The organism is Deltaproteobacteria bacterium, from assembly GCA_022340465.1.
GTDB lineage: Bacteria > Desulfobacterota > Desulfobacteria > Desulfobacterales > B30-G6 > JAJDNW01.
On sequence record JAJDNW010000006.1, the window covers coordinates 41,264 to 65,230 of the forward strand.

A 23,967-nucleotide genomic window follows, 5' to 3' on the forward strand; every position below is an offset into this window, starting at 1 on the left:
GACGCAACAGGAGGGGAGGCCTATGACCGAAATGTACGCTAGACTCGTGGAGATCGTCGGCTCGGGATTCGTGTCCGATGCTCCGGAGGAAAAGTATATCTATGCCATGGATCCCGGAACCATGCCGGCCTGCGAACCGGACATGGTGGTCATGCCGGGGAGTACGGCCGAGGTCCGGAAGATCGTGCTGGCCGCCAATGAATTCCATGTGCCTCTGATTCCGCTGGGAGCGGGACTGGTGCTTTCAGGATTGTCCCGGGCCTTGAAAGGCGGCGTCATCGTGGACATGAAAAGGATGAACCGCATTCTGGAAGTCAATGCCGTGAGCCGTTATGCACTGGTGGAAGCAGGAACATCCCAGGGGATGCTCAAGGCCCACCTGCAAAAGCACTATCCGGGCCTCAAGCATTCGATGCCGGATGCCCCTCCGGCTGCGACCATCGCAGGGAATATATGCATACACGGGTCCGGTCACCTCTCGCACGTGGGTGGATTTCATTCCGAGATGCTCAACGGTTTGGAAGTGGTGCTGCCCACCGGTGAAATTGTCAACATCGGTTCCTGCGCCACCTCCCCGTACTGGTTTGCCAGGGCCCCGCTGCCGGACCTGGCAGGGCTTTTTCTGGGATGGGCCGGAACGACGGGCATCATAACCAAGCTGTCCATAAAGCTGTATCCCAACCATCCCATCAACGATGTGGGCGTGTTCGTCTGCGAGGATGCCGATCTTATGCCGGATATTTTGAACCGATTGACGGGTGCGCAGCTCGCGGAGGACATCACCACCTGGATGACGCCCAAACCGGACTGGGCCGAGGGCTTCCTGCATTGTAATGTCAATTACGGCGCCGGGTCCAAGGAGGAGCTCGTCTGGAAACGCAACTTGATTCGATCGGCGGTGGCCGGCTATATCGATGACAAGACCGGGGGCTTTCTGCCGCTGCCGGCGATGATGAAGAAGAGATTCCTGGAGGTTCCCGCCACGCAGCTTTCCCGGTTTGCGGACGTCCGCAAAGGCGGGGGGTTCGAATATGTGGGCGCCATCATGCCGGTGGAATTTTTCCCCGATGCCTATGCCTTAGGCCTGGAAGTCGCCCGCCAAACGGGCGTGAGCTACTCCATGGGCTGCCGTGTGGTCGGCGTCAATCACTGCATGATGTTTTTCTATGCCTATGCCTTCAACCGGGCGGACGCCGCCGATGTGGCCAGGGCCCAGGAAGCGCTGGGGGAAACCAACAAGCGGGTCGTGGCGATGGGCGGTATTCCCTGGAAAGCCGAGGAACCCGCCCAGAAGGAGATTCTCAGCAAGATGGATCCCAACATGTTCGCCATGATGAACCGGGTGCGGGAGACACTGGATCCCAACGGTATCATGAATCCCGGGAACTGGGAGGCTGGCGTATGAAACATGCCGAAATTCTGCACAGGTGTTTCCGGTGCGGCTACTGCAAGCTGCCGGGAAACTACATTGACTTCAACTGCCCGGCGTATGCGGCGTTCCGGTTCGAGACCTATTCCCCGGGCGGACGTATGTGGCTTCTCCGGGCCTGGCTGGAAGATAAAATCGGGCCTTCGGACCGGTTTCAGGAAATACTGTTCTCCTGCACGGCATGTGGCAACTGTGTGGAACAGTGCACCATGACAAAAATAAAAGATGAGCTTCTCGACGCGTTTACTGCCGGTAAGGAAGAACTGGCCGGTCAGGGCAAAGTGCCTCCACCCGTTCGCGACTGCCTGACAAAACTTCAAAAATATGGAAATCCTTACGGGTTGGCGAAAAAGAAACGCACCGGCTGGGTTGCTGACAGCGGTGTCGAGTCGTTTTCCAACCAGGAGTATCTGTTTTTCCCCGGCGATGTGGGAGCTTTTGACAGCCGGGGGCAGGAGATCACCCGTTCGGTGGCCTTGCTGCTGAAACGGGCCGGCGTGTCTTTCGGCATCCTGGGAGAAGGAGAGGTCTCCGACGGGAATGAAGCCAGGGCAATGGGTGAATACGATTTGTTCCAAATGCTGGCCGAAGATAACATCCGCAGCTTCGATTCCGCCGGCGTGAAAAAGATCATCGCCCTCTCCCCCCATGGGTTCAATGCCTTGAAAAATGAGTACCCGGCGCTGGGAGGCACTTACCGGGTTTATCACTACACCCAGATCCTGGAGAAGCATGCCCATGGGTTGACGTTCGAGGAGGGGCTGCCGCCGATCCAGGTCACATACCACGACCCCTGCTATCTGGGCCGCCACAACCGGGAGTACGAGGCGCCCCGAAGATTTCTGTCGACTCTCCCCGGGGTTAAACTCTGCGAAATGGACCGCGCAAGAAGGGATGCTTTTTGCTGCGGTGGCGGCGGCGGCAACCTTTTCACCGATGTCATCGGAAACGGACCGGAGTCACCGGCGCGCAGGCGTGCGGCCGAGGCCGCCGAAACCGGCGCAGAAATCCTGGCCGTGAGCTGTCCGTCGTGCGCCGTCATGCTGGAGGACGCCGTCAAAGCGGCCAACCTGGAAAACCGGCTCCAGGTGCGGGAGATTTCCGAAATCGCCCACGAAAGATTGATTGACTCCAAGGTATCATGAGAGGCCCTACCAATGTAAAAAATGACTGGTGGCGATAATAAGCTCATACATTATCTTGTATGTGCTAACCCATAATTTGTTCAAAATTTGGATCAGCATGTAAATATCTACCGACTCGTTTTATCGTCAATATGTTGGCCTCCCCTAAGTGAAAGATACCATTGACAAGATATGGTAATCAACACCTCCGACCGGCACTATCCGACAGTTACGTGATCCATTAATTTGGGGTATAATGGTAGAGCCCATACCATAGGCCGAGAATAATGCTATCATTTTGACCAGGAACCGATCAAAGTCAATGACAGATGCCCGATAGGGCTGGTGCATTGGATTGGGCATATGTTCAAGTTTGCATAGGTATGACGTAATACAGAACGGCGAAGAAATGAAGGATGCTGCCAGCTAATACAAATATGTGCCAGACCGCATGATTAAATTTGAGGTTCTTCCAACGATAGAAAATAATTCCGGAGGTATAGGCGAGCCCGCCCAATAGGAGCAAAATGAGTCCGCCTGTAGCCACAGATGAAATTAGCGGTTTAATTGCCACCAGGACTGTCCAGCCCATTCCAATATATAATACCAGAGACACTACCCGCCATCTCTCCATTCGGCCTATCTGAATAGCTGTACCGATAAACGCAAGGCACCATACAACAGCAAAAAGCGACCATCCCCATGGACCACGAAGATTCACGAGCGTAAAGGGAGTGTATGTGCCAGCAATAAGCATGTAAATGGCAGAGTGATCGAGGATCTGGAAAATATTTTTAGTCCGGGGATCCTGAATGCTGTGGTAAAGGGTTGAAGCCGTGTAAAGGAGAATCAATGTAAAACCGTACACACTGACGCTGATAACATGCCAGGGATTGCCATAGATGCCGGCAAAGGTAGCGAGGATGCCTAAGGCACCAACCGCGAGAACAATGCCTATGCCATGGGTTATGCTGTTAGCGACCTCTTCTTTGATGCTATATCTCTTGGTGGTCGATTCCATATGCTTTGATGCTAATTCTATTTACCGTTAAAAAGATAATCACAGAGGTAACTTTTAGCCTGGAATCGCATCAAAGTGTTAGATTATTGTTTCGGTTACAATTGTTTTACAATGTGAAAAACTTAATGCTCCCATTATAACGAGAAAATCGGTTTTTAGCCGCATACAATATGTTGTGTATGTAATATTTTAAGGGGGTTAGGCCACTAAATCATAAAGTCCAAACGCATTAGAATTCTCCTAATTTGGCGTAATCTACATAAATGAAAGCGATAATCCAATTATCATTAGCGTTTGTAGTCTTTTCTTTTAAATATCAATTTATATTTATTCGCTTGCAAAAGTTAAAATACTGGCTTATATTCTTACCAGTAAAAACGTAATAATATTGGAGTAGAATAATGCCAAGAATTGGAACTACCAAAATGTCTTCAAAAGGGCAGGTCGTAATACCAGAAGATATCAGGAACCAATTGAAGCTCAAAACTGGCGATCAATTTGTCGTTGTTGGAGATAAAGACACGGTGGTTTTAAAGGCCATCTCACCACCACCCGTGGACGAATTCGAGTATTTATTGAAATATGCTCGTCAGCAAGCAAGAAAAGTGGGGCTGAAACGCTCAGATATTAAAAAGGCTGTTGCTAAGGTTCGGGGAAAGAATTGAGAATCGTTCTCGATACCAATGTTTTTATATCTGGTGTATTCTTCAGTGGGCCTCCTTATGATATTCTAAAGGCCTGGATAGATGAACGAATTCAGATAGTAATATCATCTGAGATTTTACAAGAATATCAGCGCGTCGGTGAAGAACTCCAGTACCGATATCCTGAAATTAAAATAATACCCATCCTCAAGTCTTTTTCAAAAAATGCGATATTGATTTCAGCCCCTAGTTTGCCTCACCAGGTTTGTGTGGACCCTGATGATGATAAATTTCTTGCATGTGCCGTTGCAGGTAATGCAGAATTGATTATCAGTGGAGACAGGCATTTATTAGATATAAATGATTTTCAGAGTATCAAAATTATCAAACCCCGAATGTTTCTAGACGAATACCTATAATCCTCAAGAAAATATCAGGATATAGCCACAATAGCACAGCAGCAAAACCACATGATCCTATCTCAGGGTGCAGGAGCATCCATTCCTGAAAAACATCTAAATTCGAAAGTTACCCCACCACAACATGTAGTTTTTTCCCTATATATTTCAATAGTATACGTTATAAACACGGCTCTTTCGCCCCGGGGTGGAAGGCTCTTTTCTCCTGGGCAAAAACTTTATGCGCTGTTTGTTTGGCGGACTAAAAACTCCTTCTGGATTCTTAGCGAAATTCCTCGCACTTTGGCACCTCGCTATCGCTTGGATTTTTGTTTTACCTATCTAACTATACTGAATAATGACCATAACAGACTATTAATAAGAGAAAAATGATACGTTCAGTTTGAAGGTGACCGGATAGGCAAAAAAATTATTCTTGACACATTTGCTCTCATAAAGTTAACTATATGAAACCCTATAAAACTATAAGAAACTCTGCGACTGAGCAATGGAGCAACCCATGGATCCGTTCAGCGTCGCCAAGGCGATTAAAAATCTCAGGAAGGAAAAGGGCTATAGTCTCAACAGGCTGGCCTCACTGTCCGGCCTCTCGAAAGGATATCTATCCAAAATCGAAAACGGCATCAATGTCCCCACTATTACCACCATGGCCAGAATTGCCACCGCCCTGGAAGTGGAGGTGACCTTTTTTTTTATGCAGCAAGGGGCAAGCAGCCGGAACCGGAAGATGGTGATTGTCCGCAGTGACGAAAGAAAGGAAATCAACATCAAGAGTCCGGAAAGCGTCGTTAGAAAACGGTGGCCGCTTGCAAGTCAGAAATATGACCGGCATATGCATCCATATATCATCGAAGTGCCGGTCGAGCCGACTAATCTGTATCAGTTCGAAGGCCAGGAGTTTTATTACATGCTCGATGGCAGTATTGAAATGACCTATGACGGGGAAACGTTTGTTTTCGATGAGGGTGATTCCGTGTACATCGATTGCGACCTTCCATATTCCGGACGGAGTATGGGGCCGGGGCCTGCCAGGGTGCTTGTGGTAGTCTACCATATGGGGCCCAAAGAAAATAAGGCATAAAGGGCATCATAAATCATATTTTTTAGTTAGTTCATGTAAAATTTAAAATAAGATAGGGCAATAAACAACCAAAGGAGAAAAGCAGATGATAAGATCAAGCAGCGGTGGGATAGACACTGTCCGGTTTTTAAAGGACAGTGACATGCAGAAGATTCATGAGCAGGCGCTATACCTGTTGGAGAATACCGGCATCGGCATCGAGCACCAGGTAGGCATGGAGATGCTCGAAAATACCGGCGCTGTTGTGGATTACGACAAGAAAACAGCCCGCTTTTCAGCGTCGCTGGTGGAAAAGTGCCTGGCATCCGTACCCCGTAAAATCACCCTGGCCGGCAGAAATCCGGAGCGAGACCTGATCCTGGAACCAGGCGGCACCATTCGGACCCGCAATACCGGCGGGATGACCCAGATACACGACCTTGAAACCGGGGAAATCAGAGAATCCGTTCTTTCTGACACGGCCGACTTTGCCAGGCTCTTGGACGGACTGGACAACATCGATTTCATTGCGCCTCTATATGCGGCCGACGTGCCCCTTGAAATCCTGGAGCTCCAGGTGCTGGAAACCATGATGTGCAATACGGACAAGCATATCAACATCCGGGCTCTAGACAAAAGGACCTTTCCCTATCTTATCAAGATGGGCGAGATCGTGGCCGGCGGTAAGGAAGCTTTGAAAAAGCGACCGGTCATCAGCATTCTCGAAGCACCCATTTCCCCGCTGGTATTCCCCGATGTTTTTGTTGATTCGCTCCTTTTAGGCGGGGAGGCCGGAATACCAATCGAAATCTGTTCTATGCCCAACGTGGGCGGAACCGGACCGATTACCCTGGCGGGATCGCTGCTGCTATCGACGGTCGAACACCTGGCGACCATTGTCATTTCACAGACGGGTTGTCCGGGGGCGCCCCTAGTCTGGGCATCGCGCTTCCCGGCCCTGGACATGAAGACCGGCAACACTGGCATGCTCACGGAGGGTGCCCTGGTGTCGGCGGCGGCCGCCCAGTTGGCATCGGAACACTACAACCTAATCTGCGACCTGCACGGCCCGGCCACCAATGCTGTCAACCCGGAAGGCGAGTCCGTCTTCGAAGAGTGCATCGGTGCGTTCGTGACGGGCTTTGCTGGGCGCCCGGCCGTTCTGTGCGGTGCAGGCGGGATGGAGCTGGGCATTGCCACCAGCTTCGAGCAGCTGGTCATCTCCAATGAGATTTATGCGGTGTTCCGCAGAGTACTGGAAGGATTTGTTGTCAATGACGATACGCTGGGCATGGATGCCATCGCTCAGGCGGGGATCGGTGGCAATTACCTGGGAGAACAGCACACCCTCGACCACCTGCGCAGCGAACGGTTGAATTCCGACCTGCTGAAACCGAAAACAAGGGCCAAGTGGCTCGAAGAGGGCTCTAAAAGCCTGGTTGACCTGGCCCGTGAAAAAGCACGCGCCATCCTGGCGGAGCACAAACCGGCGCGCCTGGACGACGCCACCCTGGCAAGCCTCAAAGCACTTGTCAAGAAGGCACAAAATGAATTCACCGGCTAAGCAAGAGACAGGTAAAACGCACTCTTTCCACAGATAGGAATTGGCGAAAATAGATAAAGGAGAGAACAAGATGAAAGCGATCGTACTTGGCGGTTGCGGGGCCGTCGGCAGCAATGCCGTTAAAACCCTGGTGAAGACGGAGACCTTTGCGGAGGTGGTTATCGGAGATTTCAACGAGGGAAAAGCCTCAGAAATGGTCGCCCAGTTAGGCGGTAAACTGTCCTTCGTCAAAATGGATGCCACCGACAGGGCCAGCATCGCAACGGCTATCGATGGTTGTGACTTGGTTGTGAATTGTGTCGGCCCATTTTACAGCACCGTTGAAAATATTCTTGCGACGGTTATCGAAGCGGGCATCGATTATGTGGATGTGTGTGATGATCCCGATGTGACGCTCAAGATTCTGGAACTAGACAGGAAGGCCAAGGACGCAGGTATTCTGGCCTTGATCGGCATGGGGGCGTCTCCCGGCATCACCAACCTTTTGGGCAAACTGATCGCCGAAGATTTCCTGGACGAAACCAATTCTATCGACATTTTTCACACCCACGGCGGAGAGTCCATCGAAGGGGAAGGCGTCATCGGGCACCGTTTCCACTGCATGAGCATCGACATTCCCATGTATCTGGACGGGGAGCTGAAATACGTAAAGTATTTCGAAAAGGACGGCATGGCCCTGCGGCAGCTGTTCGACTTTCCGGTGATCGGCAAAAATATACCGGTGTTTCCCTATCCCCACCCGGAGCAATTGACCATGCCGGAGTATATCAAGCTCAAACAGGTTACCAACAAAGGATCCGTCCTGCCCATTCCTTATTACGAGCTGACCTCGGAATTATGTCGCATGGGTTTTGCGGACGATGAACCGCTGATGGTCAAGGGGCATACGGTGAAACCTTACGACTTTGCCGTTGCCTATATCATTCGGGAACGCAAGCGCATTCTCGAAGAGACGGGGTTCGGTTCCCAGCGGGGCGCCATGAGCGTGGTCGTCAAGGGAAGCAAAGGTGACAAACCACAGGAATACAGAGTGCATATAGTTTCGTCGGATAAGGCGCTGGGCGAGGGCACCGGCATTCCGGCCGCCGTGGGGGCCATCCTGCTGGGTCAGGGGAAATTGTCCGGCAAGGGTGTTCTACCGCCGGAGGCCTGTGTCGATCCCAAGGAATTCATCGAGGTGGTCAAGCCACTGATGGACATGACCGAGCAGGCCGACGGCAAAGTAGCCGACAGCAGCATCATTTTCGAGCATGTGGATGAGACGGGCAACGTTACAGTACTCGATTTTTAGTGGGGGATATAAAAGTAGATTGCCAGGGGTCAGAAATCCGGCACAGTAGAGAGTAAGGGAGTGTACCAAGTGGGCAAACAAGATGACTTTTACCCGGACTGGACGACCAGGGCCCCTGAAAAAGGCACCTACCGGTCCATATTCAAATGGGGTGCTCCTGATCGCTTCAAACACCCCAATGCAGGTTTTTACAGTCTTTTAAAAGACGAACTCGGGTTGACGGATGCCGACTTTCAAGAGAAGCGCAACCAGGGAAATGGCCGGGTGCAATGCGACATCCCCATAAGCCTGAACACGGATCAGGTTCAACACTTCAAACAGATTGTCGGCGAAGACAACGTTGCCATGGACGACTACTCCAGGGTGAAATACTCACATGGTAAAACCGCCGAGGAGATCATGAAACTGCGGCGGGAGATCGTCGGCGATTTGGCCGACCTGGTGGTGCAACCCAGGAACAAGAGGGATGTCCGGGATATCATCTCTTATTGCCATGCTCAGAAAATAGCACTGTATGCCCGGGGGGGCGGCTCCTCGGTCACCATGGGGTTCAAGTGCACCCGGGGCGGCATCTGCCTGGATTTGAGCAGGTACATGAACAAGGTTTTGGAACTGAACGAGACCAACCACACGGCCACGGTCGAATCGGGCATCCTTGGCCCCCAATACGAACACGCGCTCAATCATGCGCCGGCCCAAATGAGGGCCAAAAGGCGCTATACCTGCGGGCATTTCCCCCAGTCCTTCGAGTATTCCTCCGTCGGGGGCTGGATTGCCGCCCTGGGTTCCGGACAGCAGTCCACTTATTACGGCGACATGTATGACCTTGTCGTCAGCCAGGAATATGTCACCCCGGTGGGTGAATTCAAAACTCTGGATTTCCCGGCCACAGCCACCGGCCCCAAGGTGAACGACATCATGAAGGGCAGCGAGGGGGCTTTCGGGGTTCTGGTGAGCGCGACACTGAAAATATTCAGGTACATGCCGGAAAACCGGCAGCGTTTCGCCTTTGTGTTTCCCGATTGGCAAGCGGCCGTTGACGGCACAAGGGAAGTCTGCCAGGGGGAATTTGGGATGCCCTCGGTGTTCAGGATTTCCGACCCGGAAGAGACGGAGATCGCCCTGCGTTTGTACGGGATCGAGGGCACGGTCATAGACAAGGGCATCGTGCTACGCGGATACAAACCGGGCAAACGGTGCATCCTGGTGGGTCAGGCCGAAGGGGCCCTTTCCTATGCGAAAAATGTAAAAAAGAACATCAAGAAGGTGTGCCGGGCCCACAAGGCCATGTACATCGGCGGTTACCCCATGAAAAACTGGGAACACGGCAGGTATGCCGATCCTTACATGCGCGAGGATCTGGACGACTACGGCGTTATGGTCGACACACTTGAGTCGAGTGTCGCTTGGGACAATCTCCACCGCCTGTATGAGGGTGTCAGGGAGTATATTAAATCCAGGGAGCATACGGTTTGCATGACCCATGCCTCCCATTTCTATCCCCAGGGGACGAACCTATATTTTATCTTCATTTCTCGCATGGAAGACATAGAGGATTACCGGCAGTTCCAAAGCGGCATTATCGAACGCATAGCGGCATACGGCGGATCCCTGAGCCACCATCACGGTGTGGGCAAGATGATCGGTCCCTGGATGACAAAACACCTGGGGGATCAGCAGATGAATGTTCTGAGGGCTGTTAAAAACCATTTCGACCCTCACGGCATCATGAATCCGGGGGGCACCTTGGGGCTATGAAAATTCAAGGTTTCGAGGGAACAACACATAGCCGATAGTGTATAGTTCATCGTCTACTATCAGCTATGAACTTTCTGCTGATCACTCTTGCGAAAAGGAGGGTACATGAACAGTAAGGTTCAGGAAAAGTACATTCTCGCAGTCGATCACGGGTCTACGGGCTTGAAAACGTCCCTTTTCTCGACTTCCGGAAAGAGTATCGATTTCGAATTCGAGCCGACGCCCATCACCATACTGCCGGAAGGCGGGGCTGAACAGGATCCCGAAGAGTGGTGGCAGGCAACCATCAAAACGTGCCGCCGGCTGGTGGAAAAAAAGAGCGTACCGGCTGAGGACATCGTGGCCATCGGTGTGTCCAGCACTTTTTCCAGCACCGTCGCAGTGGGCAGGAACAGGAAGCCGTTGATGAATGCGCTGACCTGGGCGGACAGCCGCGGTGCGAAGTATGTTCGGAAGATCATGGGTGGGGCCATTGAAATCGGAGGGTACAGCCTGACAAATCTCCTAACCTGGATTCCCAAGACCGCCGGTGCACCGGCCCTGTCTGGAAAAGACGACATCGCCCATGTGCTCTACATTAAAAATGCCCACCCGGAAATCTATGCGAACACGCACATGTTTCTGGGCAGCAAGGACTACCTCAACCTGAGATTGTCAGGTGAATTTGCCTCTTCCCCGGACTCCATGACCCTGTTTTGGGTGGTGAACATCAAGGACATTGACAACCTGGATTACGATGACCGGTTGATCCGCAAGCTTGATATCGACCTTGGCAAACTGCCCCCCCTGAAGCAGGCGACCGACATATTAGGGAACGTCCGGCCGGAGGTAGCCGATGAAATTGGCATCAAGCGGGATGTGAAGGTCGTGGTCGGTTCTCCGGACCTGCAGTCGGCCGGTGTCGGGGCGGGCACGGTGGAGGATTACCAGGGACACATATATATCGGTACCGGGTCCTGGATCCATTGCGTGGTGCCCTACAAAAAAGCCGATGTTTTCCATCAGATTGCCACTTTTCCGCACGCCGTTCCAGGTAAATACTACACCGCCAATGCACAGGACATTGCCGGCGGAAACCTGGCATTTTTGAAATCAAACCTGATTTATTATCAGAACGAATTGAACATTCAACGGCCCTCCGATTATCCAGACAACATCTACGACACCTTCAACAAGATTGTCGAAGGTGTCGAGCCGGGTGCCGGGAAACTGATCTACACCCCCTGGCTGCACGGGGAAAGAACGCCGGTGGACATCAATTCCCTGCGCGGCGGTTTTCACAACATGTCCATTTCCGCCACAATGAGTCACATGATCCGAGCCGTGTACGAGGGCGTGGCATTTAATACCAGGTGGATGCTTTACTATGTGGAGAAATTTATTAAAAGAAAAATGGAATCTTTGTTGCTGGTCGGGGGAGGCGGTAATTCAGATGTCTGGTGCCAGATTTTCGCCGATGTGCTAGACAGAGAAATCAGGCAGATTGAGGATCCGATTCAGTGCAATGGCCGGGGGGCTGCGTTTTTAGCTGCCATCGCCCTGGGTTATCAAACGGTTGCGGATCTTCCCCGACTGGTGAAGTGTACCGCCACCTACAGCCCCAATTCCGATAACCGAAAAATCTATGATGAATTGTATGACGCATTTCTGACCATATATAAAAACAATAAAAAATTGTATAAACGGTTGAACCGTCAATAGGGAAAGGGGAGACGTATGAATACGAAACTTGAAGACGAAACCCGGGGGCATGAATCGAAATCATCAGGCTATAAATGGATAGTTTTTGGGGTCATGTTTGCCATCATGGGGATCGTCCTCGGAGCCAACTGGATGGTCATGCCGGTACTGTTCACGCAGATGTCCGAAACCACCGGCATTGCCTTGTCGGCATTTCAGACCATCTGGGCACTGATTCCGCTCGCCGGTATTCTTATATGCCTGCCCGCCGGCCTGTTGGCCGACAAATTGGGTGTCTACTGGGTAATCGGTACATCTTTGATACTCTGTACCGTGTTTGGCTCCCTGCGAGGGGCGTTTTCCTCTTATGCCGGTATTGCCGCCGCCACTTTTCTATGGGGGGGATCATCTTATGTATTCATGGTCAACTACCCTAAAGTCATCGGTCAATGGTTTCCGCCGAACCAACTGGCGGCGATCAACGGACTGGTCATGGCTGCCTATTCCATCGGGGCCGCTGTGGGCATGTCCATATCCGGCACGATGATTTCTACAGCCGTGGGCGGCTGGCAGAACACCTATCACTTCTGGGCGGCCCTGACGGGATTGTGTACGATTCTCTGGTTTGTGCTGGTCAAAGAAAAGCGGGATGCCGCTTCGGATATGGGGAAAAGTCAGGAAGCCATAGCAGCCGAAGCCAGTATCGGATCCTTGAGCATGGTCGGCAATATTCTGAAAATCAGGGATTCATGGTATCTGATCGCTATTTTTTCTCTGTTGATGGGTGGCTGGATAGGCCTCACGGGCTTATTCCCCAGCATGATGGAGCAATTGGGGTGGCCCCGGGCGGATGCCAACAATTCCATGGCGGTAGCGACAGTGGCCATGATTGTCGGCTGTGCGATTTTGCCCACGCTGTCGGACTGGATCGGCAAGCGACGATGGATTTTTTCAGTTTCCATGATGTTATGCGGATTGGCGACCGTGATGATGTTTCTCGCTGTTAAAACACCTGGCAATTCCATGTTGTGGGTATCTCTGACGGTTTTGGGTTTCATGGCCGGTGCCATGCCCATCATTCTGGCGATACCCGTTGAATTGAAAGCCATCGGTATCGGCCTGGCTGGTACGGCGGTCGGGCTCATGAACATGGGCAGCAACATCACCGGATTCCTCTTTCCCCTGGCCGGGATGTCCATGTTAAACATCGAGCCCATCTGGTCGGGTCTATTGTTCGGTGGTGTTGGTTTTGTGCTGGCGGGCCTCCTGGCGCTGATGCTTACGGAAACGGGAGCAAAAGCCAGGTCGAAACCCTGACCCGAAAGGGAAGCTGAATGTTAAAGACACGCAATGGCGGCATCAAAAGTGTTCGGTTTTTAACGAATGCGGACTTTTTGAAAATTCATGAACAATCCCTTTGCCTGCTGCAGGAAAAAGGGGTCGGGATTACACATGAATCTGCGCTAAAAAACCTGGCGGACTGCGGTGCAAATGTCAATTTTCAGACCAAGAACGTCACCATCAGTGCTGGCCTTGTTGAACAGGCTCTCAAGACAGTACCCCGTGAAATAACCATGGCTGCAAGAAGTCAGGAGCGGGATATCGTCCTGGAACCCGGCGGAAAAATGTATACCAGGAATTCGGGGGGCATGACCCAGATCGTGGATATTGAATCCGGAGAGATAAGAGATGCGGTGCTTTCCGATACAGAAGATTTTACAAGGCTTGCAGATGCGTTAGAGCATATCAATGTGGTGGCCCCTCTATACCCTAGTGATATGCCGCTGGAAATTTTAGAGCTGTATACGCTGAAAGCCATGTTCAAGCACACGGACAAGCATATAAGCGTGCGGGCACTGAATCCGGGGACCTTTCCTTTCATTGTAGAGATGGCCGGAGCTGTTGCCGGTGGTAGTGAGAAATTAAGAAAGCGGCCGATTATCAGTATACTGGACTCCCCCATATCCCCATTGTCTTTTCCCGATATTTTCGTAGACGCCTTGTACACAGGCGGTGAATACGGGATCCCGGTGGAAGCATGCTCCACACCGAATATCGGGGCCACCGGCCCCATAACTCTGGCCGGCTCCCTGCTGCTGGCCAATGTCGAACAATTGGCCACCATCGTTATCTCACAGTTGGCCCACCCTGGTGCACCCCTTATATGGGCACCGAGGTTCCCCGCAATGGATATGTCCACCGGCATTACGGGCATGCTGACGGAGGGTGCCTTGATTTCAGCCGCGGCGGCACAAATGGCGGAGGAGTTCTATCGGCTGATCTGTGACTTTCATGGTCCGGCAACCAATGCCATCGTCGCTGGCTCGGAATCTGTTTTCCAGGAGTGCATCGCTGCATTCGTGACATCTTTTGCAGGCAGGCCGGCCTTATTGTGCGGGGCCGGGGCCTTGGAACTGGGGATCATTGCCAGTTTTGAAGATTTGGTTATCGCTGACGAACTTTTTGCTGTCTTGAAAAGGTCCATTGATGGCATCATCATCAATGAGGATACACTTGGGGCCGATGCAATAGCGGACGTCGGCATCGGGGGACATTATCTAGGCCACGAACACACGCTGAAACACCTCAGGGACAATCGTCTGAATTCATTCTTGTTGAAACCCAAAACCAGGGAACAGTGGGTTGAACAGGGCTCTCCATCGCTCGTCAAGAGGGCCGGTGATAAGGCGCGGGAGATATTGAAACATTACCAACCTGGAAAATTGGATGAGAGAACAGAAAAGGAACTTAACAACATCATCCATGCAGCCCACAAGGAATTATCCGATAATTAAGCAGGGGGTTTCAATGCCGTCGAAAAATGAATTTGATTATGATTATATAGTGATAGGTTCAGGCTTTGGGGGAAGTGTTTCTGCTTTGCGCCTGTCTGAAAAGGGGTACAAAGTGGCGGTCCTGGAAAAAGGGAAGCAATGGCAAAAAAAGATTTCCCCGAGACCAATTGGAATACGAAAAAATACATGTGGTTGCCTCAACTGGGTTGCTACGGTTACCAGATGCTGACGCAATTGAAGCACGTTCTCATATTTCATGGCGGGGGTGTGGGCGGTGGTAGTCTTGTTTATGCCAATCAACTGTTGATTCCACCGGATGAGGTCTTTGATCAGCCGGAATGGGGTCCGGGTGATTGGAAAGCCAACTTGATGCCGCATTATAATGAAGCCAAAAGGATTTTGGGTGCCAATCCGAGTCCACAGATTGGTATTGCCGACAAATACCTTCGCGAAGTGGGCATAGAAATGCGCGGTGAGGATACTTTTCATAAAAACGATGTCGGAATTTTTTTTTGGAACTCCGGATAAGACGGTTCCTGATCCCTATTTTGATGGTAGGGGACCAGATCGCACCGGCTGCACATTTTGTGGGTCTTGCATGGTCGGCTGCCCAGTCGGTGCAAAAAATACGCTGGACAAAAACCATCTGCATCTGGCTGACGGATTAGGCGCTCGAATTATCCCGGAAACTGAAGTGACTGGGGTTTTACCGCGCAACGGTGGATACGAGGTTTTGACCCGCAGATCAACGGGTGTCTTTCATCCTAAAAAAACTTATCGTGCCGGGGGGGTGATCTTCAGCGGGGGTGTTTTGGGATCGGTAAAACTTTTAATGAAATGCAAACAAAAAGGTTTGCTGCCGAAAATATCGGATCAATTGGGCAATTATGTACGCACCAACTCCGAAGCCCTTCTGGGTGTGAAATCAAAAGACAAGCATGTAGACTGGAATGATCAAATTGCCATTACCTCGGGCATTTATGCGGATGAAACGACCCATATTGAAATGGTTCGTTATAACAAGGGTTCCGATGTTCTGCTGGATCTTTTTACCGTTATGACCGGTGGTGGCGGAAAAATCCCGTGTCCTATGCGGTTTTTAGGAAATATTTTCAGGCACCCCATACGTTTTGTAAAGCTATTGTGGCCACTGGGGAAAGCGGCAACAACCACGGTTGTCCTGGTAATGCAGACCGATAAAAACTACCTAAAGCTTGACTACAAACCGCGGTGGTGGCGACTTGGCGGCTACAGCATGAATAGTAAGGTTCCGGATGGCTTAAAGCGAGCACCCGTCTATATACCTGTTGCCAACGAGGTTGCCGAACGCTTGTCTCGCAAGATGAATGGCATACCACTGAGCCTTTTGCCCGAAGCCGCATTCAATTCATCCACTACGGCGCATATCCTGGGCGGATGCTGTATGGCAGAATCGTCGGACAAAGGCGTAATTGGGTATAATGGAGAAGTGTTTAACTATCCAAATCTTTATGTTGTCGATGGTTCGGTGATACCAGCCAATTTGGGTGTAAATCCAAGCCTGACCATTACTGCGCTATCAGAGCATATTATGTCTCAGTTTCCTGAAAAAGAGTAAGGGGCATTTCACACATGTGCGTCTTTTAAATATTCCGAGCAAACAGTAAAGATTGGGTGATGGTTTTATGAAAGAGAAATATGTGCTTGCCTTTGATCACGGCACCTCGGGCATGAAGTCTGCCATTGTTGACAGCACGGGGCAGGTGCTGGATTTTGAGTTCAAGGATACCCCCCTCTATTTTTCCCCCAATGGAGGAGCAGAACAAGACCCACAAGATTGGTGGGAAGCGCTTTTACTGACTGCCAAAAAATTGGTGAAACGCAAATCAGTACCCCCTGATCAAATTGTGGCCATCGGTATTTCCAGTACATTTTCAAGTACCGTGTCAGTGGACAAAGATGGTAAGCATTTGATGAATTCCCTTACCTGGATGGATTCCAGGGGCGCACCCTTTATCCAGAAACATATTGCCGGATTTCCGGAAGTGAACGGACTGAATGTGTTTAAGGCTTTGAAGTGGATATCAAAAACTGCGGGAGCACCTTCTCCTTCCGGTAAGGATGACATAGCCCATGTCCTGCTGACCAAACACGAATTTCCCGAAGTGTATGAAAAAACCTTCATGTTTTTGCCGAGTAAAGACTATTTAAATCTACGGTTGACCGGTCAGTTTGCGGCATCATACGATTCCATGCATCTCTTTTGGGTGACCAACATAAAAAATATCAACAAGATGTATTATGATGACCGTCTGTTGAAACTGGCAGGCATCGAAAAGGATAAACTTCCCTCCATGAAACAGGCTACCGATATTCTCGGGACCGTTTCTGCAGCGGTGGCAGATGAGATCGGCATCAGCCGGGATGTAAAGGTGGTTATGGGATCACCGGACCACCAGTGCGCCTGTATCGGGTCTGGAGCTGTGAGGGACTTTGAAGGGCATTTATATATAGGGACATCTTCCTGGCTAGAGTGTATGGTTCCCTTTAAGAAGACCGATATTCTGCACTCTATTGCCTCCTTCCCTACGGCTATTCCGGGAAAATACCAGTGTGTCAATGAGCAGGACCTGGCTGGCGGCTGTTTAACTTTTCTTATGGATAACATTCTGTTTTATGATAGTCCTCAAATTCCTACGGTCGTTCCCGACGCCGCTTATGATGCCTTGAACAAGGTAGCTGAGCAAGTTCCGCCGGGCAGCGATAAACTGATTTTTACACCCTGGTTAAACGGTGAACGGACGCCGGTGGACGATACGCTGTTAAGGGGTGGTTTTCATAACATGTCCAAAACAACGAATCGTAATCATATGATTCGGGCTGTCTTGGAAGGTGTTGCCTATAATACACGCTGGATGCTTCACTATATAGAAAAATACATCGGCCGTCCCCTGAATCCCATTAGCATTATCGGCGGGGGGGCAAAATCGAGGATATGGTGTCAGATTTTCGCCGATGTTTTGCAGCGGGATATTCGACAAGTGAAAAATCCCATCCACGCGAATGCACGCGGAGCCGCCTTTATCGCAATGGCCGGGCTAGGTGAACTTACGTTTGAGGATGTCGCCAATCGGGTGCAATACGACGCCACGTTTACTCCCAATCCAGGCAATATCGAAATGTATAATGAATTGTATAAAGCCTTCATCAAGATTTACACCACGAACAAAAAGATTTACCAAAAACTGAACTGTCAATGACATTCAGTTCATGCAATAAAAGGGCGCGGTGATTAAATTACCCACTTGGCGTTTTTAAATCTTCAAGCTGAATTAAATTCCTTTTATCTAAAGTGCTCAGGATGAATGATGGTATATTCTGGTAGGTGATATCCCGTCAAAAAAGATGGAGATAGATGTCGTAGTAATTTGACATTTGGTTGGGTCTTCATTTGAAAATTCACAAGATAGCCCGACCTGCATGACAGCAACAAGCCGGGCCATAAGAAAGGAGGTATAAAGGAGGTGCACATGATATGGGCCCAAATTCCCATACCAATACAACATATAGTATGAATAGATAAAAATGTCAATAAAAATAAAAAATGAAACACACAATTAAGGACGGGAGTGTAGGGGAGAGCTTACAATATCTCTTCTGCCGATAGTATATAAACCTATTCAGGCATAACAACCGATAAACTCGCCGCAGTGATCGTTGAAAAACTCCAAAGCTTCATCAACAGAGTCAAACATGATCCAGTCGTGCTTAATAACTCTTTCACCCTGCATACGGATGCGTTCAATCTCCGTGTTCCCAAAATATTCAAAATGGTCTTGGTAATCTGTGTATATTTCCTGTGTTCTCATTTTTACCCTCCTTTTGCTGAATGATTGAGCTCAGATTACCATATGGGTTTGACAGATCCGGTCACAGTGTTGTAAATTTATTGATATTTTTACAGAGAACAAGCAGGCAAAATCATAAAAAGGGTTTCCTATGAACAAACTCGAAGTTATTCAGACCATTTGTGCTCAGAATGGCCTCTCCAAAGCCGAAGCGACAAGAATCGTATCTGTCTTTTTCGAGCAGATGTCAGCTGCATTGGAAAGAGGGGACCGCGTGGAGATCCGTGGTCTATGTTCTTTTTACGTTAAGGATTATCCGGGTTATTCTGGTAGAAACCCTAAGACGGGAGTAACCGTGGAGGTCGCGCCGAAAAAACTGCCATTTTTCAAGTGTGGAAAAGAACTGAAAGATCGGATGAATAAATGATGGTCGATAAAATTGCAGGAATTGTATTTGGCATGCTGGCCGTTGGCATTTATGCCTGGAAATTCAAGGAAACCCCTTTATGCCGGCCATGAATCATGATGCCTTTGGGATTAGGCGTCGGGTACGCTGTTTATTGGCTGGTTAAGAAGGTGGCGATAGGGTAGGGCGAAGAAGCCCCCATTCGTCAGAAACACTCAAATTCGAATATTACCCCACCACAATATCTAGTGGCTTCTCTATAAATATCAATAGGCTATCTTCAATCATATAATCAACTTCTATTAGGTCTCCAAAAAATTATAAAAATCTTTAGGTCTGACAACTTACGATCGGTTGCCATTTGCGTTTGTAATCTTTCTCACAGTAAAAAACTTTTCCGGAACAGGCTATGGATATGGCGATGAGAAAGTGGCAATGCGTTAAGTGGCGAATCTTACAGGAGGTCTCCGAGGCAAGTTAACCGGATCTGATTTCCTCAATCAGCTTATTAAAAGTACTTGATGTGTGGTGATAAAAGTTCAGCCAACCTTCACAAAAATGACTGACGCCACCGGTTTTCACTAAATAACCGCGGTGTTTTAAACAGTCGCCTTGGCACAAGTCAAGATAGACGCAGGATTTGCATTCTGTTGCCACTACTGATTTTTGACAGCCAAAGTCCTGGAAGATTGACGAAGAAAGGGCCTCTTCCCAGCTTGTGTCCATAATATTGCCAATTTTTAAATCCTGCCGGACAAAAAAATCACATGGAAAAATATCACCGTTGTGTTCCACCAGAAAATACTGACAGCAATTATTAGAGAGGCTGCAGGCCGTTATGGAACCATCATAACGTTTATTGAGAATATCATCAAAGTGGCGCACCGAAACTTTGTGAATATCATTCGGGTACCATGCGTCAAAAACCTCCAGTAGGAACCGTCCCCATTCAGGTCCGCTGATTGAATAGGGAAAAGGATTGCCTTTTGGGTCTAATTCCAGGCACGGGATGTATTGATGATAATAGAAACCTCGCTTTACAAGATACTGGTAAACCTCACGGGCATGTCTCACATTGGCCTGACTGACCACGGTAAGAATGTTTACGGCTACACCGAAGTGCTGCAACCTCCGGATTCCGTTGAGGACGATCGAGTGAGAGCCTTTACCGCCTGAAAATTTTCTGAATCGATTGTGTAATTCAGGGGGGCCATCGAGACTGCAACCTACCAGATAACAGTAGCTCGCTAAAAACTCTGCCAGGGTATTGTCAATGAGGGTTGCATTCGTCTGGAGGCCATTTGAAACCAGTGAGCCGGGGCGGGCATACTTATTCTGAAACCCGGCAACCTGTTTAAAAAATTCGACGCCCATCAGGAGGGGTTCACCGCCCTGCCATCCAAAGGTATAATTCGGTTGGTCGGTTTTCAGATAGGTTTTCACCAATTGCTCGAGCACGGTCTCAGGCATTCTGTGAGCTCTGGATTGAGGGTACAGTTTGCGCTTATCCAGGTAGAAACAGTAGTCACAGTTCATATTGCAGTCCGCAGAAGTTGGCTTTATTAAAAGGCTGAATGGCTTCACAGACGACACCTCAGATCAAAACGGATTCTCAATTGTTTTCTTGGTTTGTTTACCAACAGTCTCTGCATGGCGTAACAGGCGAAAACAGCATTTTGCGATGCAAAGCAAATGTCAATTAATCATTTCAGATCGGGAATCTAAACGCCCCTAATATTGAACTAAAAGCATTCAAACCGGCATGTTGCTATTTTTCAACGTGGAGCGATTGCCTTTTCAGGGATTTGACATCCATCCTGAGCTGGCGCATGCGGCTGTAGACACTGGTGCGATTCATCCCTAGAATTTCGGCTGCGCCACCCGTACCGCCGATCTGACCCTTGGTTTTCTTTATTACGAATTCAATGTATCGGCGCTGAAGGTTTCCCAAGGTTGGGAAATCCTCAAAAGGGTTCGTTGATTGGCCTCGCATGTCAACTGGGAGTGAAAATTCCAGTTGTTTATCCGTTGATAACAATACCGCCCTTTCGATAATATTCTGTAACTCCCTGACATTGCCCGGCCATTTGTATGTCCGCAGTATGGTTACCTGCTCTCCTGTTAATTTCAGATCGTGCCGGTTGTATTTCTTCGTGTAGCGATCAATGAAATGGTCGGCCAACAAAGCAATGTCCTCTTGCCGTTCCCGCAGAGGCGGTAAATGGATGGGAATGACGTTCAGCCGATAATACAAGTCCTCACGGAAACGGCTTTCAGCGATCTCTTTTTCGAGATCTCGGTTAGTGGCGGCGATCAATCGAAAATTCGAACGAATCGTACGCGTCCCGCCGAGGCGGTTAAACTCCTTCTCCTGAATGGCACGCAGCAGCTTTACCTGAGCCGGCAAGGGCAATTCACCGATCTCGTCTAAAAAAAGGGTGCCTTCATGCGCCATCTCGATTCGGCCCAATCTGCGCCGGTCGGCTCCGGTGAAGGCACCGCGTTCGTGACCAAACAATTCACTTTCCAGCAGGTTTTCAGGAATGGTGGTTGCATCCACGACGATAAAAGGCTTTTCTGAGCGCTGGCTGCTGCGGTGGATCCTGTAGGCCAGCAACTCTTTGCCGGTTCCGGTTTCCCCAGTGATCAATATCGTGGAATCGGTCCCTGCAATCTGATCGGTCACCTTCAGCAGATGCTTCATTTTCTCTGATTTTGCAACGATTTGACGCGAATCGCGCGCATCGTCGTGAGATTTCATGGAAACAAGAAGATTGCGCTCTTCCTCGATCCGGAGATGGTGTAAGCGGCGTTCGACAACCAGGTTGGTGTGGCGCGCAATGTCACGCATAATTTCCGGGTCCAGAAAATCGAAGGCATCCGAGAGGTAGGAGTTGTCAAAGTACATGACGCCGTGCACGGAACCACCGACCTCGACCGGTATACTCAACATGGAAAACACCCTCGGATAGCCCTTTTGGCGATCGCCTTCGGGCGATCTGCCCAACTGAGGCTGGTTTGTATGAAAGGCCTTCAGCACCATGGCCAGATTTGTTTTAAAGCTCTCATGTTCAATTTCTGCCGCCGGCAAATTACACGTCGCCCGCAACTTCGGCACGGCAGTGTACTTGCCGCCGGGAAACCAGAAAAGGGCACTGCGCTCGGCCCCGAACAATCGATTTGCCCGTGAGAGCACCCCTGCCAGGATTTCCTGTCTGGTTTCAATAGGGTAAAGCGATTCGATCATCTCGAGGTAGCTTTGCATGGTTTGTCTACGGCGGTGATCCGGGTCTAGCGGGCTCTCCTGATTTTCGAACAGATGCCTGAATTCGTCAGGAAAGAATTCCTCGGTATAACCACCCAGCAGGTGCCGGGCCTTTCTGGCAAGTTGTCTGGCTTTTTCGCGGTCACCGCACCTCAATTCAGTGCGGGCCATTTCAAGTATTGTTTTCGAGAGCTGGACGGGATCGCCGGATTGCTCCAGGTAGTGCATGCTCTGAACAAGGTCGTCCCTAATCCCATCGATGTGCTCATTGTTCGATGATTTTTCGTGGGCTTTCAATCTAAAGGCAACGCCCTTTAAATGAACGTTGACACCCGTGAGTATGCGGTGCATTTCATCCGGAAAATGTATCTTGTCGGCTATTTGAAAACCCAGCCGGTGGAACTCATAATTCATTTCCAATATCCATGGAGAAGCATATTGCCGGATGATGCCGGCCTGGGTGCTTTTCTTGACAGCACTGTTGCTAGCTCGACAGGCTTTCTCCATGCGCCCCTCGAGAAAATGGTGCAGGGTAAACCCACCCCGGGCTAAATGCACACCCAGTGCGTTGCCACATCCCAGGGCTTCTTCAAGGGCCTCCTCTAGATTATTTAAACCCTCTTTTTGCTTGCGCAGCAAAATGAGCACGGTACCCAGGGTGGCTTGGATGGTGGAAGCCAGCGCCGTATCCGATCGATCCTTGGCCAGGCGCCACTGGTAGTCAAGGTTTCCAATGGCGCGGTGAAACTGACCCAGGTACACGGCACAGTAGCCGGTCAGAAAAGGCGCTGTGGGATGGGTCAAAACGCCCCATTTGGCTGTCCCGAAGGCCTGTTCCGCTTTTTCAAAGTGCTCGATGGCCTTTTTGTGGAGCCCCTTGGTAAAGTATAAAAGACCGAGAAAAAGGGCGGATTGGCCTAGAATGTCGTCGTCGCCCAGTTCATGAATTTCCTCAAAGCCCATGGACAGGGCTACTATTGCCTCATCCCGGCGGTTGGAAAAATAATAGAGCCGGCCCAGATGTAAATTGAGAAGGGCATGGGAGCGCTGATCGCCCATTTTTTGGGTAACCTCACCGGCGCTGTTCAGATATGTTACAATTTCGCCAAACCCGTACCCCAGGGAAAAAAGCATATTGGAAAGCTCAAGCACACTGGAAACAAACATTCTGTTTGCAACATCTTGGGCGCGTATTGGATACAAATGCTCTACAGCGGCCTGAAGGTAAACCCGCGACGTTTCGAAATCATTATTGTTAAACGCTGCATGGGCTAACCCTATTTCGTACTCAGCTGCCTCCCGTCTGCGGCCCGTTCTGGTGAGCAGGGTCAGCATCTCTTCGGGCCCGACATTTTCATGCATCTGCTTCAGATAGAGATTGTCGACCATGTCGTTCAGGGAGCTCTTTCCATTCAATGCGATCAGATGGTCTCGGATGTCATCCGGCAGGTCGGCAGATAAGGAAAAACAATTGTTCTTATCCTGACGCAGCCATCCGGCAGAGCGTCCCTTTTCAATCAGGTCAAAAAGCGGTCCTGGCAGAAGCGGCGCAAGCGCACCGGCTGTGTCTGCGGATACTGGTCCGCCAAAGGCCTCCAGGACGGCCAGAAACTGCCACTGATTATCGGTAAGTACCACGTTGGTGTTTTTCATAATCTATCCATTTATCGCATTGCCACCGCAG

General features: G+C 50.0%; 20 protein-coding genes. 16 read left to right on the forward strand and 4 right to left on the reverse strand.

The window, feature by feature from the left end; genetic code table 11:
* Nucleotides 1-22: 22 nt before the first annotated feature.
* Both LJE94_01055 and LJE94_01060 read left to right on the forward strand, forming a co-directional pair.
* The gene (locus tag LJE94_01055; protein ID MCG6908693.1) at nt 23-1,405 is read left to right on the forward strand and encodes an FAD-binding oxidoreductase; all 1,383 of its coding nucleotides are present in this window, start codon (nt 23-25) and stop codon (nt 1,403-1,405) included.
* A complete protein-coding gene (locus LJE94_01060; protein MCG6908694.1) occupies nt 1,402-2,574 on the forward strand; it encodes a (Fe-S)-binding protein in 1,173 nt (390 codons plus the stop codon). The genes LJE94_01055 and LJE94_01060 overlap by 4 nt, the downstream gene beginning before the upstream one ends.
* A 346-nt stretch (nt 2,575-2,920) precedes the next feature.
* On the opposite strand, the gene LJE94_01065 is transcribed toward LJE94_01060, so the two are convergent.
* Nucleotides 2,921-3,574, reverse strand: a complete 654-nt coding sequence (locus tag LJE94_01065; GenBank protein ID MCG6908695.1) for a hemolysin III family protein — start codon at nt 3,572-3,574, stop codon at nt 2,921-2,923.
* 401 nt (nt 3,575-3,975) lie between these two features.
* Here LJE94_01065 and LJE94_01070 point away from each other — a divergent pair, with 401 nt between their 5' ends.
* The 13 genes from LJE94_01070 to LJE94_01130 all read left to right on the forward strand — a co-directional run bounded on the left by LJE94_01070 (nt 3,976) and on the right by LJE94_01130 (nt 18,024).
* The gene (locus LJE94_01070) at nt 3,976-4,239 is read left to right on the forward strand and encodes an AbrB/MazE/SpoVT family DNA-binding domain-containing protein (protein MCG6908696.1); all 264 of its coding nucleotides are present in this window, start codon (nt 3,976-3,978) and stop codon (nt 4,237-4,239) included.
* Complete coding sequence (locus LJE94_01075; GenBank protein ID MCG6908697.1) at nt 4,236-4,637, forward strand: putative toxin-antitoxin system toxin component, PIN family; 402 nt, start codon at nt 4,236-4,238, stop codon at nt 4,635-4,637. Before LJE94_01070 ends, LJE94_01075 begins: the two co-directional genes overlap by 4 nt.
* Nucleotides 4,638-5,136: 499 nt before the next feature.
* A complete protein-coding gene (locus tag LJE94_01080; GenBank protein MCG6908698.1) occupies nt 5,137-5,718 on the forward strand; it encodes an XRE family transcriptional regulator in 582 nt (193 codons plus the stop codon).
* Between the two features lie 85 nt (nt 5,719-5,803).
* Nucleotides 5,804-7,261 carry a trimethylamine methyltransferase family protein gene (locus tag LJE94_01085; protein MCG6908699.1) on the forward strand — a complete coding sequence of 486 codons (1,458 nt, stop codon included), beginning with the start codon at nt 5,804-5,806 and terminating at the stop codon, nt 7,259-7,261.
* Between the two features lie 70 nt (nt 7,262-7,331).
* Nucleotides 7,332-8,552, forward strand: coding sequence for a saccharopine dehydrogenase NADP-binding domain-containing protein (locus tag LJE94_01090; protein ID MCG6908700.1), 1,221 nt, complete (start codon nt 7,332-7,334; stop codon nt 8,550-8,552).
* Between the two features lie 69 nt (nt 8,553-8,621).
* Nucleotides 8,622-10,310 carry an FAD-binding oxidoreductase gene (locus LJE94_01095; GenBank protein MCG6908701.1) on the forward strand — a complete coding sequence of 563 codons (1,689 nt, stop codon included), beginning with the start codon at nt 8,622-8,624 and terminating at the stop codon, nt 10,308-10,310.
* 105 nt (nt 10,311-10,415) lie between these two features.
* Complete coding sequence (locus LJE94_01100; GenBank protein ID MCG6908702.1) at nt 10,416-12,011, forward strand: FGGY-family carbohydrate kinase; 1,596 nt, start codon at nt 10,416-10,418, stop codon at nt 12,009-12,011.
* 15 nt (nt 12,012-12,026) lie between these two features.
* Nucleotides 12,027-13,307, forward strand: coding sequence for an MFS transporter (locus LJE94_01105; protein ID MCG6908703.1), 1,281 nt, complete (start codon nt 12,027-12,029; stop codon nt 13,305-13,307).
* Nucleotides 13,308-13,324: 17 nt separating this feature from the next.
* On the forward strand, nt 13,325-14,785 hold the full coding sequence (locus tag LJE94_01110) for a trimethylamine methyltransferase family protein (GenBank protein ID MCG6908704.1): 1,461 nt from the start codon (nt 13,325-13,327) through the stop codon (nt 14,783-14,785).
* Nucleotides 14,786-14,798: 13 nt separating this feature from the next.
* On the forward strand, nt 14,799-15,014 hold the full coding sequence (locus LJE94_01115) for an FAD-binding protein (protein MCG6908705.1): 216 nt from the start codon (nt 14,799-14,801) through the stop codon (nt 15,012-15,014).
* Entirely contained in the window at nt 14,924-15,313 is a 390-nt protein-coding gene (locus tag LJE94_01120) for a hypothetical protein (GenBank protein ID MCG6908706.1), read from the forward strand. The genes LJE94_01115 and LJE94_01120 overlap by 91 nt, the downstream gene beginning before the upstream one ends.
* A complete protein-coding gene (locus tag LJE94_01125) occupies nt 15,282-16,382 on the forward strand; it encodes a hypothetical protein (protein ID MCG6908707.1) in 1,101 nt (366 codons plus the stop codon). The genes LJE94_01120 and LJE94_01125 overlap by 32 nt, the downstream gene beginning before the upstream one ends.
* Before the next feature lie 67 nt (nt 16,383-16,449).
* On the forward strand, nt 16,450-18,024 hold the full coding sequence (locus tag LJE94_01130) for an FGGY-family carbohydrate kinase (protein ID MCG6908708.1): 1,575 nt from the start codon (nt 16,450-16,452) through the stop codon (nt 18,022-18,024).
* Nucleotides 18,025-18,444: 420 nt separating this feature from the next.
* On the opposite strand, the gene LJE94_01135 is transcribed toward LJE94_01130, so the two are convergent.
* Nucleotides 18,445-18,633 (reverse strand): hypothetical protein, encoded by a 189-nt coding sequence (locus tag LJE94_01135; GenBank protein ID MCG6908709.1) that lies wholly within the window; start codon nt 18,631-18,633, stop codon nt 18,445-18,447.
* Nucleotides 18,634-18,763: 130 nt separating this feature from the next.
* On the opposite strand from LJE94_01135, the gene LJE94_01140 reads away from it, so the two are divergent.
* Complete coding sequence (locus tag LJE94_01140; GenBank protein ID MCG6908710.1) at nt 18,764-19,039, forward strand: integration host factor subunit beta; 276 nt, start codon at nt 18,764-18,766, stop codon at nt 19,037-19,039.
* 456 nt (nt 19,040-19,495) lie between these two features.
* Here LJE94_01140 and LJE94_01145 read toward each other — a convergent pair whose 3' ends face one another.
* A complete protein-coding gene (locus LJE94_01145) occupies nt 19,496-20,602 on the reverse strand; it encodes an anaerobic sulfatase maturase (GenBank protein ID MCG6908711.1) in 1,107 nt (368 codons plus the stop codon).
* Nucleotides 20,603-20,786: 184 nt separating this feature from the next.
* Nucleotides 20,787-23,936, reverse strand: coding sequence for a sigma 54-interacting transcriptional regulator (locus LJE94_01150; protein ID MCG6908712.1), 3,150 nt, complete (start codon nt 23,934-23,936; stop codon nt 20,787-20,789).
* Nucleotides 23,937-23,967 lie beyond the last annotated feature (31 nt).

Coding starts and splice junctions, on each gene's coding strand:
- LJE94_01125 (MCG6908707.1), top strand. CDS start 15,282: ATGTCGGAATTTTTTTTTGGAACTCCGGATAAGACGGTTCCTGATCCC.
- LJE94_01080 (MCG6908698.1), top strand. CDS start 5,137: ATGGATCCGTTCAGCGTCGCCAAGGCGATTAAAAATCTCAGGAAGGAA.
- LJE94_01130 (MCG6908708.1), top strand. CDS start 16,450: ATGAAAGAGAAATATGTGCTTGCCTTTGATCACGGCACCTCGGGCATG.
- LJE94_01060 (MCG6908694.1), top strand. CDS start 1,402: ATGAAACATGCCGAAATTCTGCACAGGTGTTTCCGGTGCGGCTACTGC.
- LJE94_01140 (MCG6908710.1), top strand. CDS start 18,764: ATGAACAAACTCGAAGTTATTCAGACCATTTGTGCTCAGAATGGCCTC.
- LJE94_01085 (MCG6908699.1), top strand. CDS start 5,804: ATGATAAGATCAAGCAGCGGTGGGATAGACACTGTCCGGTTTTTAAAG.
- LJE94_01070 (MCG6908696.1), top strand. CDS start 3,976: ATGCCAAGAATTGGAACTACCAAAATGTCTTCAAAAGGGCAGGTCGTA.
- LJE94_01115 (MCG6908705.1), top strand. CDS start 14,799: ATGCCGTCGAAAAATGAATTTGATTATGATTATATAGTGATAGGTTCA.
- LJE94_01065 (MCG6908695.1), bottom strand. CDS start 3,574: ATGGAATCGACCACCAAGAGATATAGCATCAAAGAAGAGGTCGCTAAC.
- LJE94_01120 (MCG6908706.1), top strand. CDS start 14,924: ATGGCAAAAAAAGATTTCCCCGAGACCAATTGGAATACGAAAAAATAC.
- LJE94_01135 (MCG6908709.1), bottom strand. CDS start 18,633: ATGAGAACACAGGAAATATACACAGATTACCAAGACCATTTTGAATAT.
- LJE94_01100 (MCG6908702.1), top strand. CDS start 10,416: ATGAACAGTAAGGTTCAGGAAAAGTACATTCTCGCAGTCGATCACGGG.
- LJE94_01150 (MCG6908712.1), bottom strand. CDS start 23,936: ATGAAAAACACCAACGTGGTACTTACCGATAATCAGTGGCAGTTTCTG.
- LJE94_01090 (MCG6908700.1), top strand. CDS start 7,332: ATGAAAGCGATCGTACTTGGCGGTTGCGGGGCCGTCGGCAGCAATGCC.
- LJE94_01110 (MCG6908704.1), top strand. CDS start 13,325: ATGTTAAAGACACGCAATGGCGGCATCAAAAGTGTTCGGTTTTTAACG.
- LJE94_01055 (MCG6908693.1), top strand. CDS start 23: ATGACCGAAATGTACGCTAGACTCGTGGAGATCGTCGGCTCGGGATTC.
- LJE94_01105 (MCG6908703.1), top strand. CDS start 12,027: ATGAATACGAAACTTGAAGACGAAACCCGGGGGCATGAATCGAAATCA.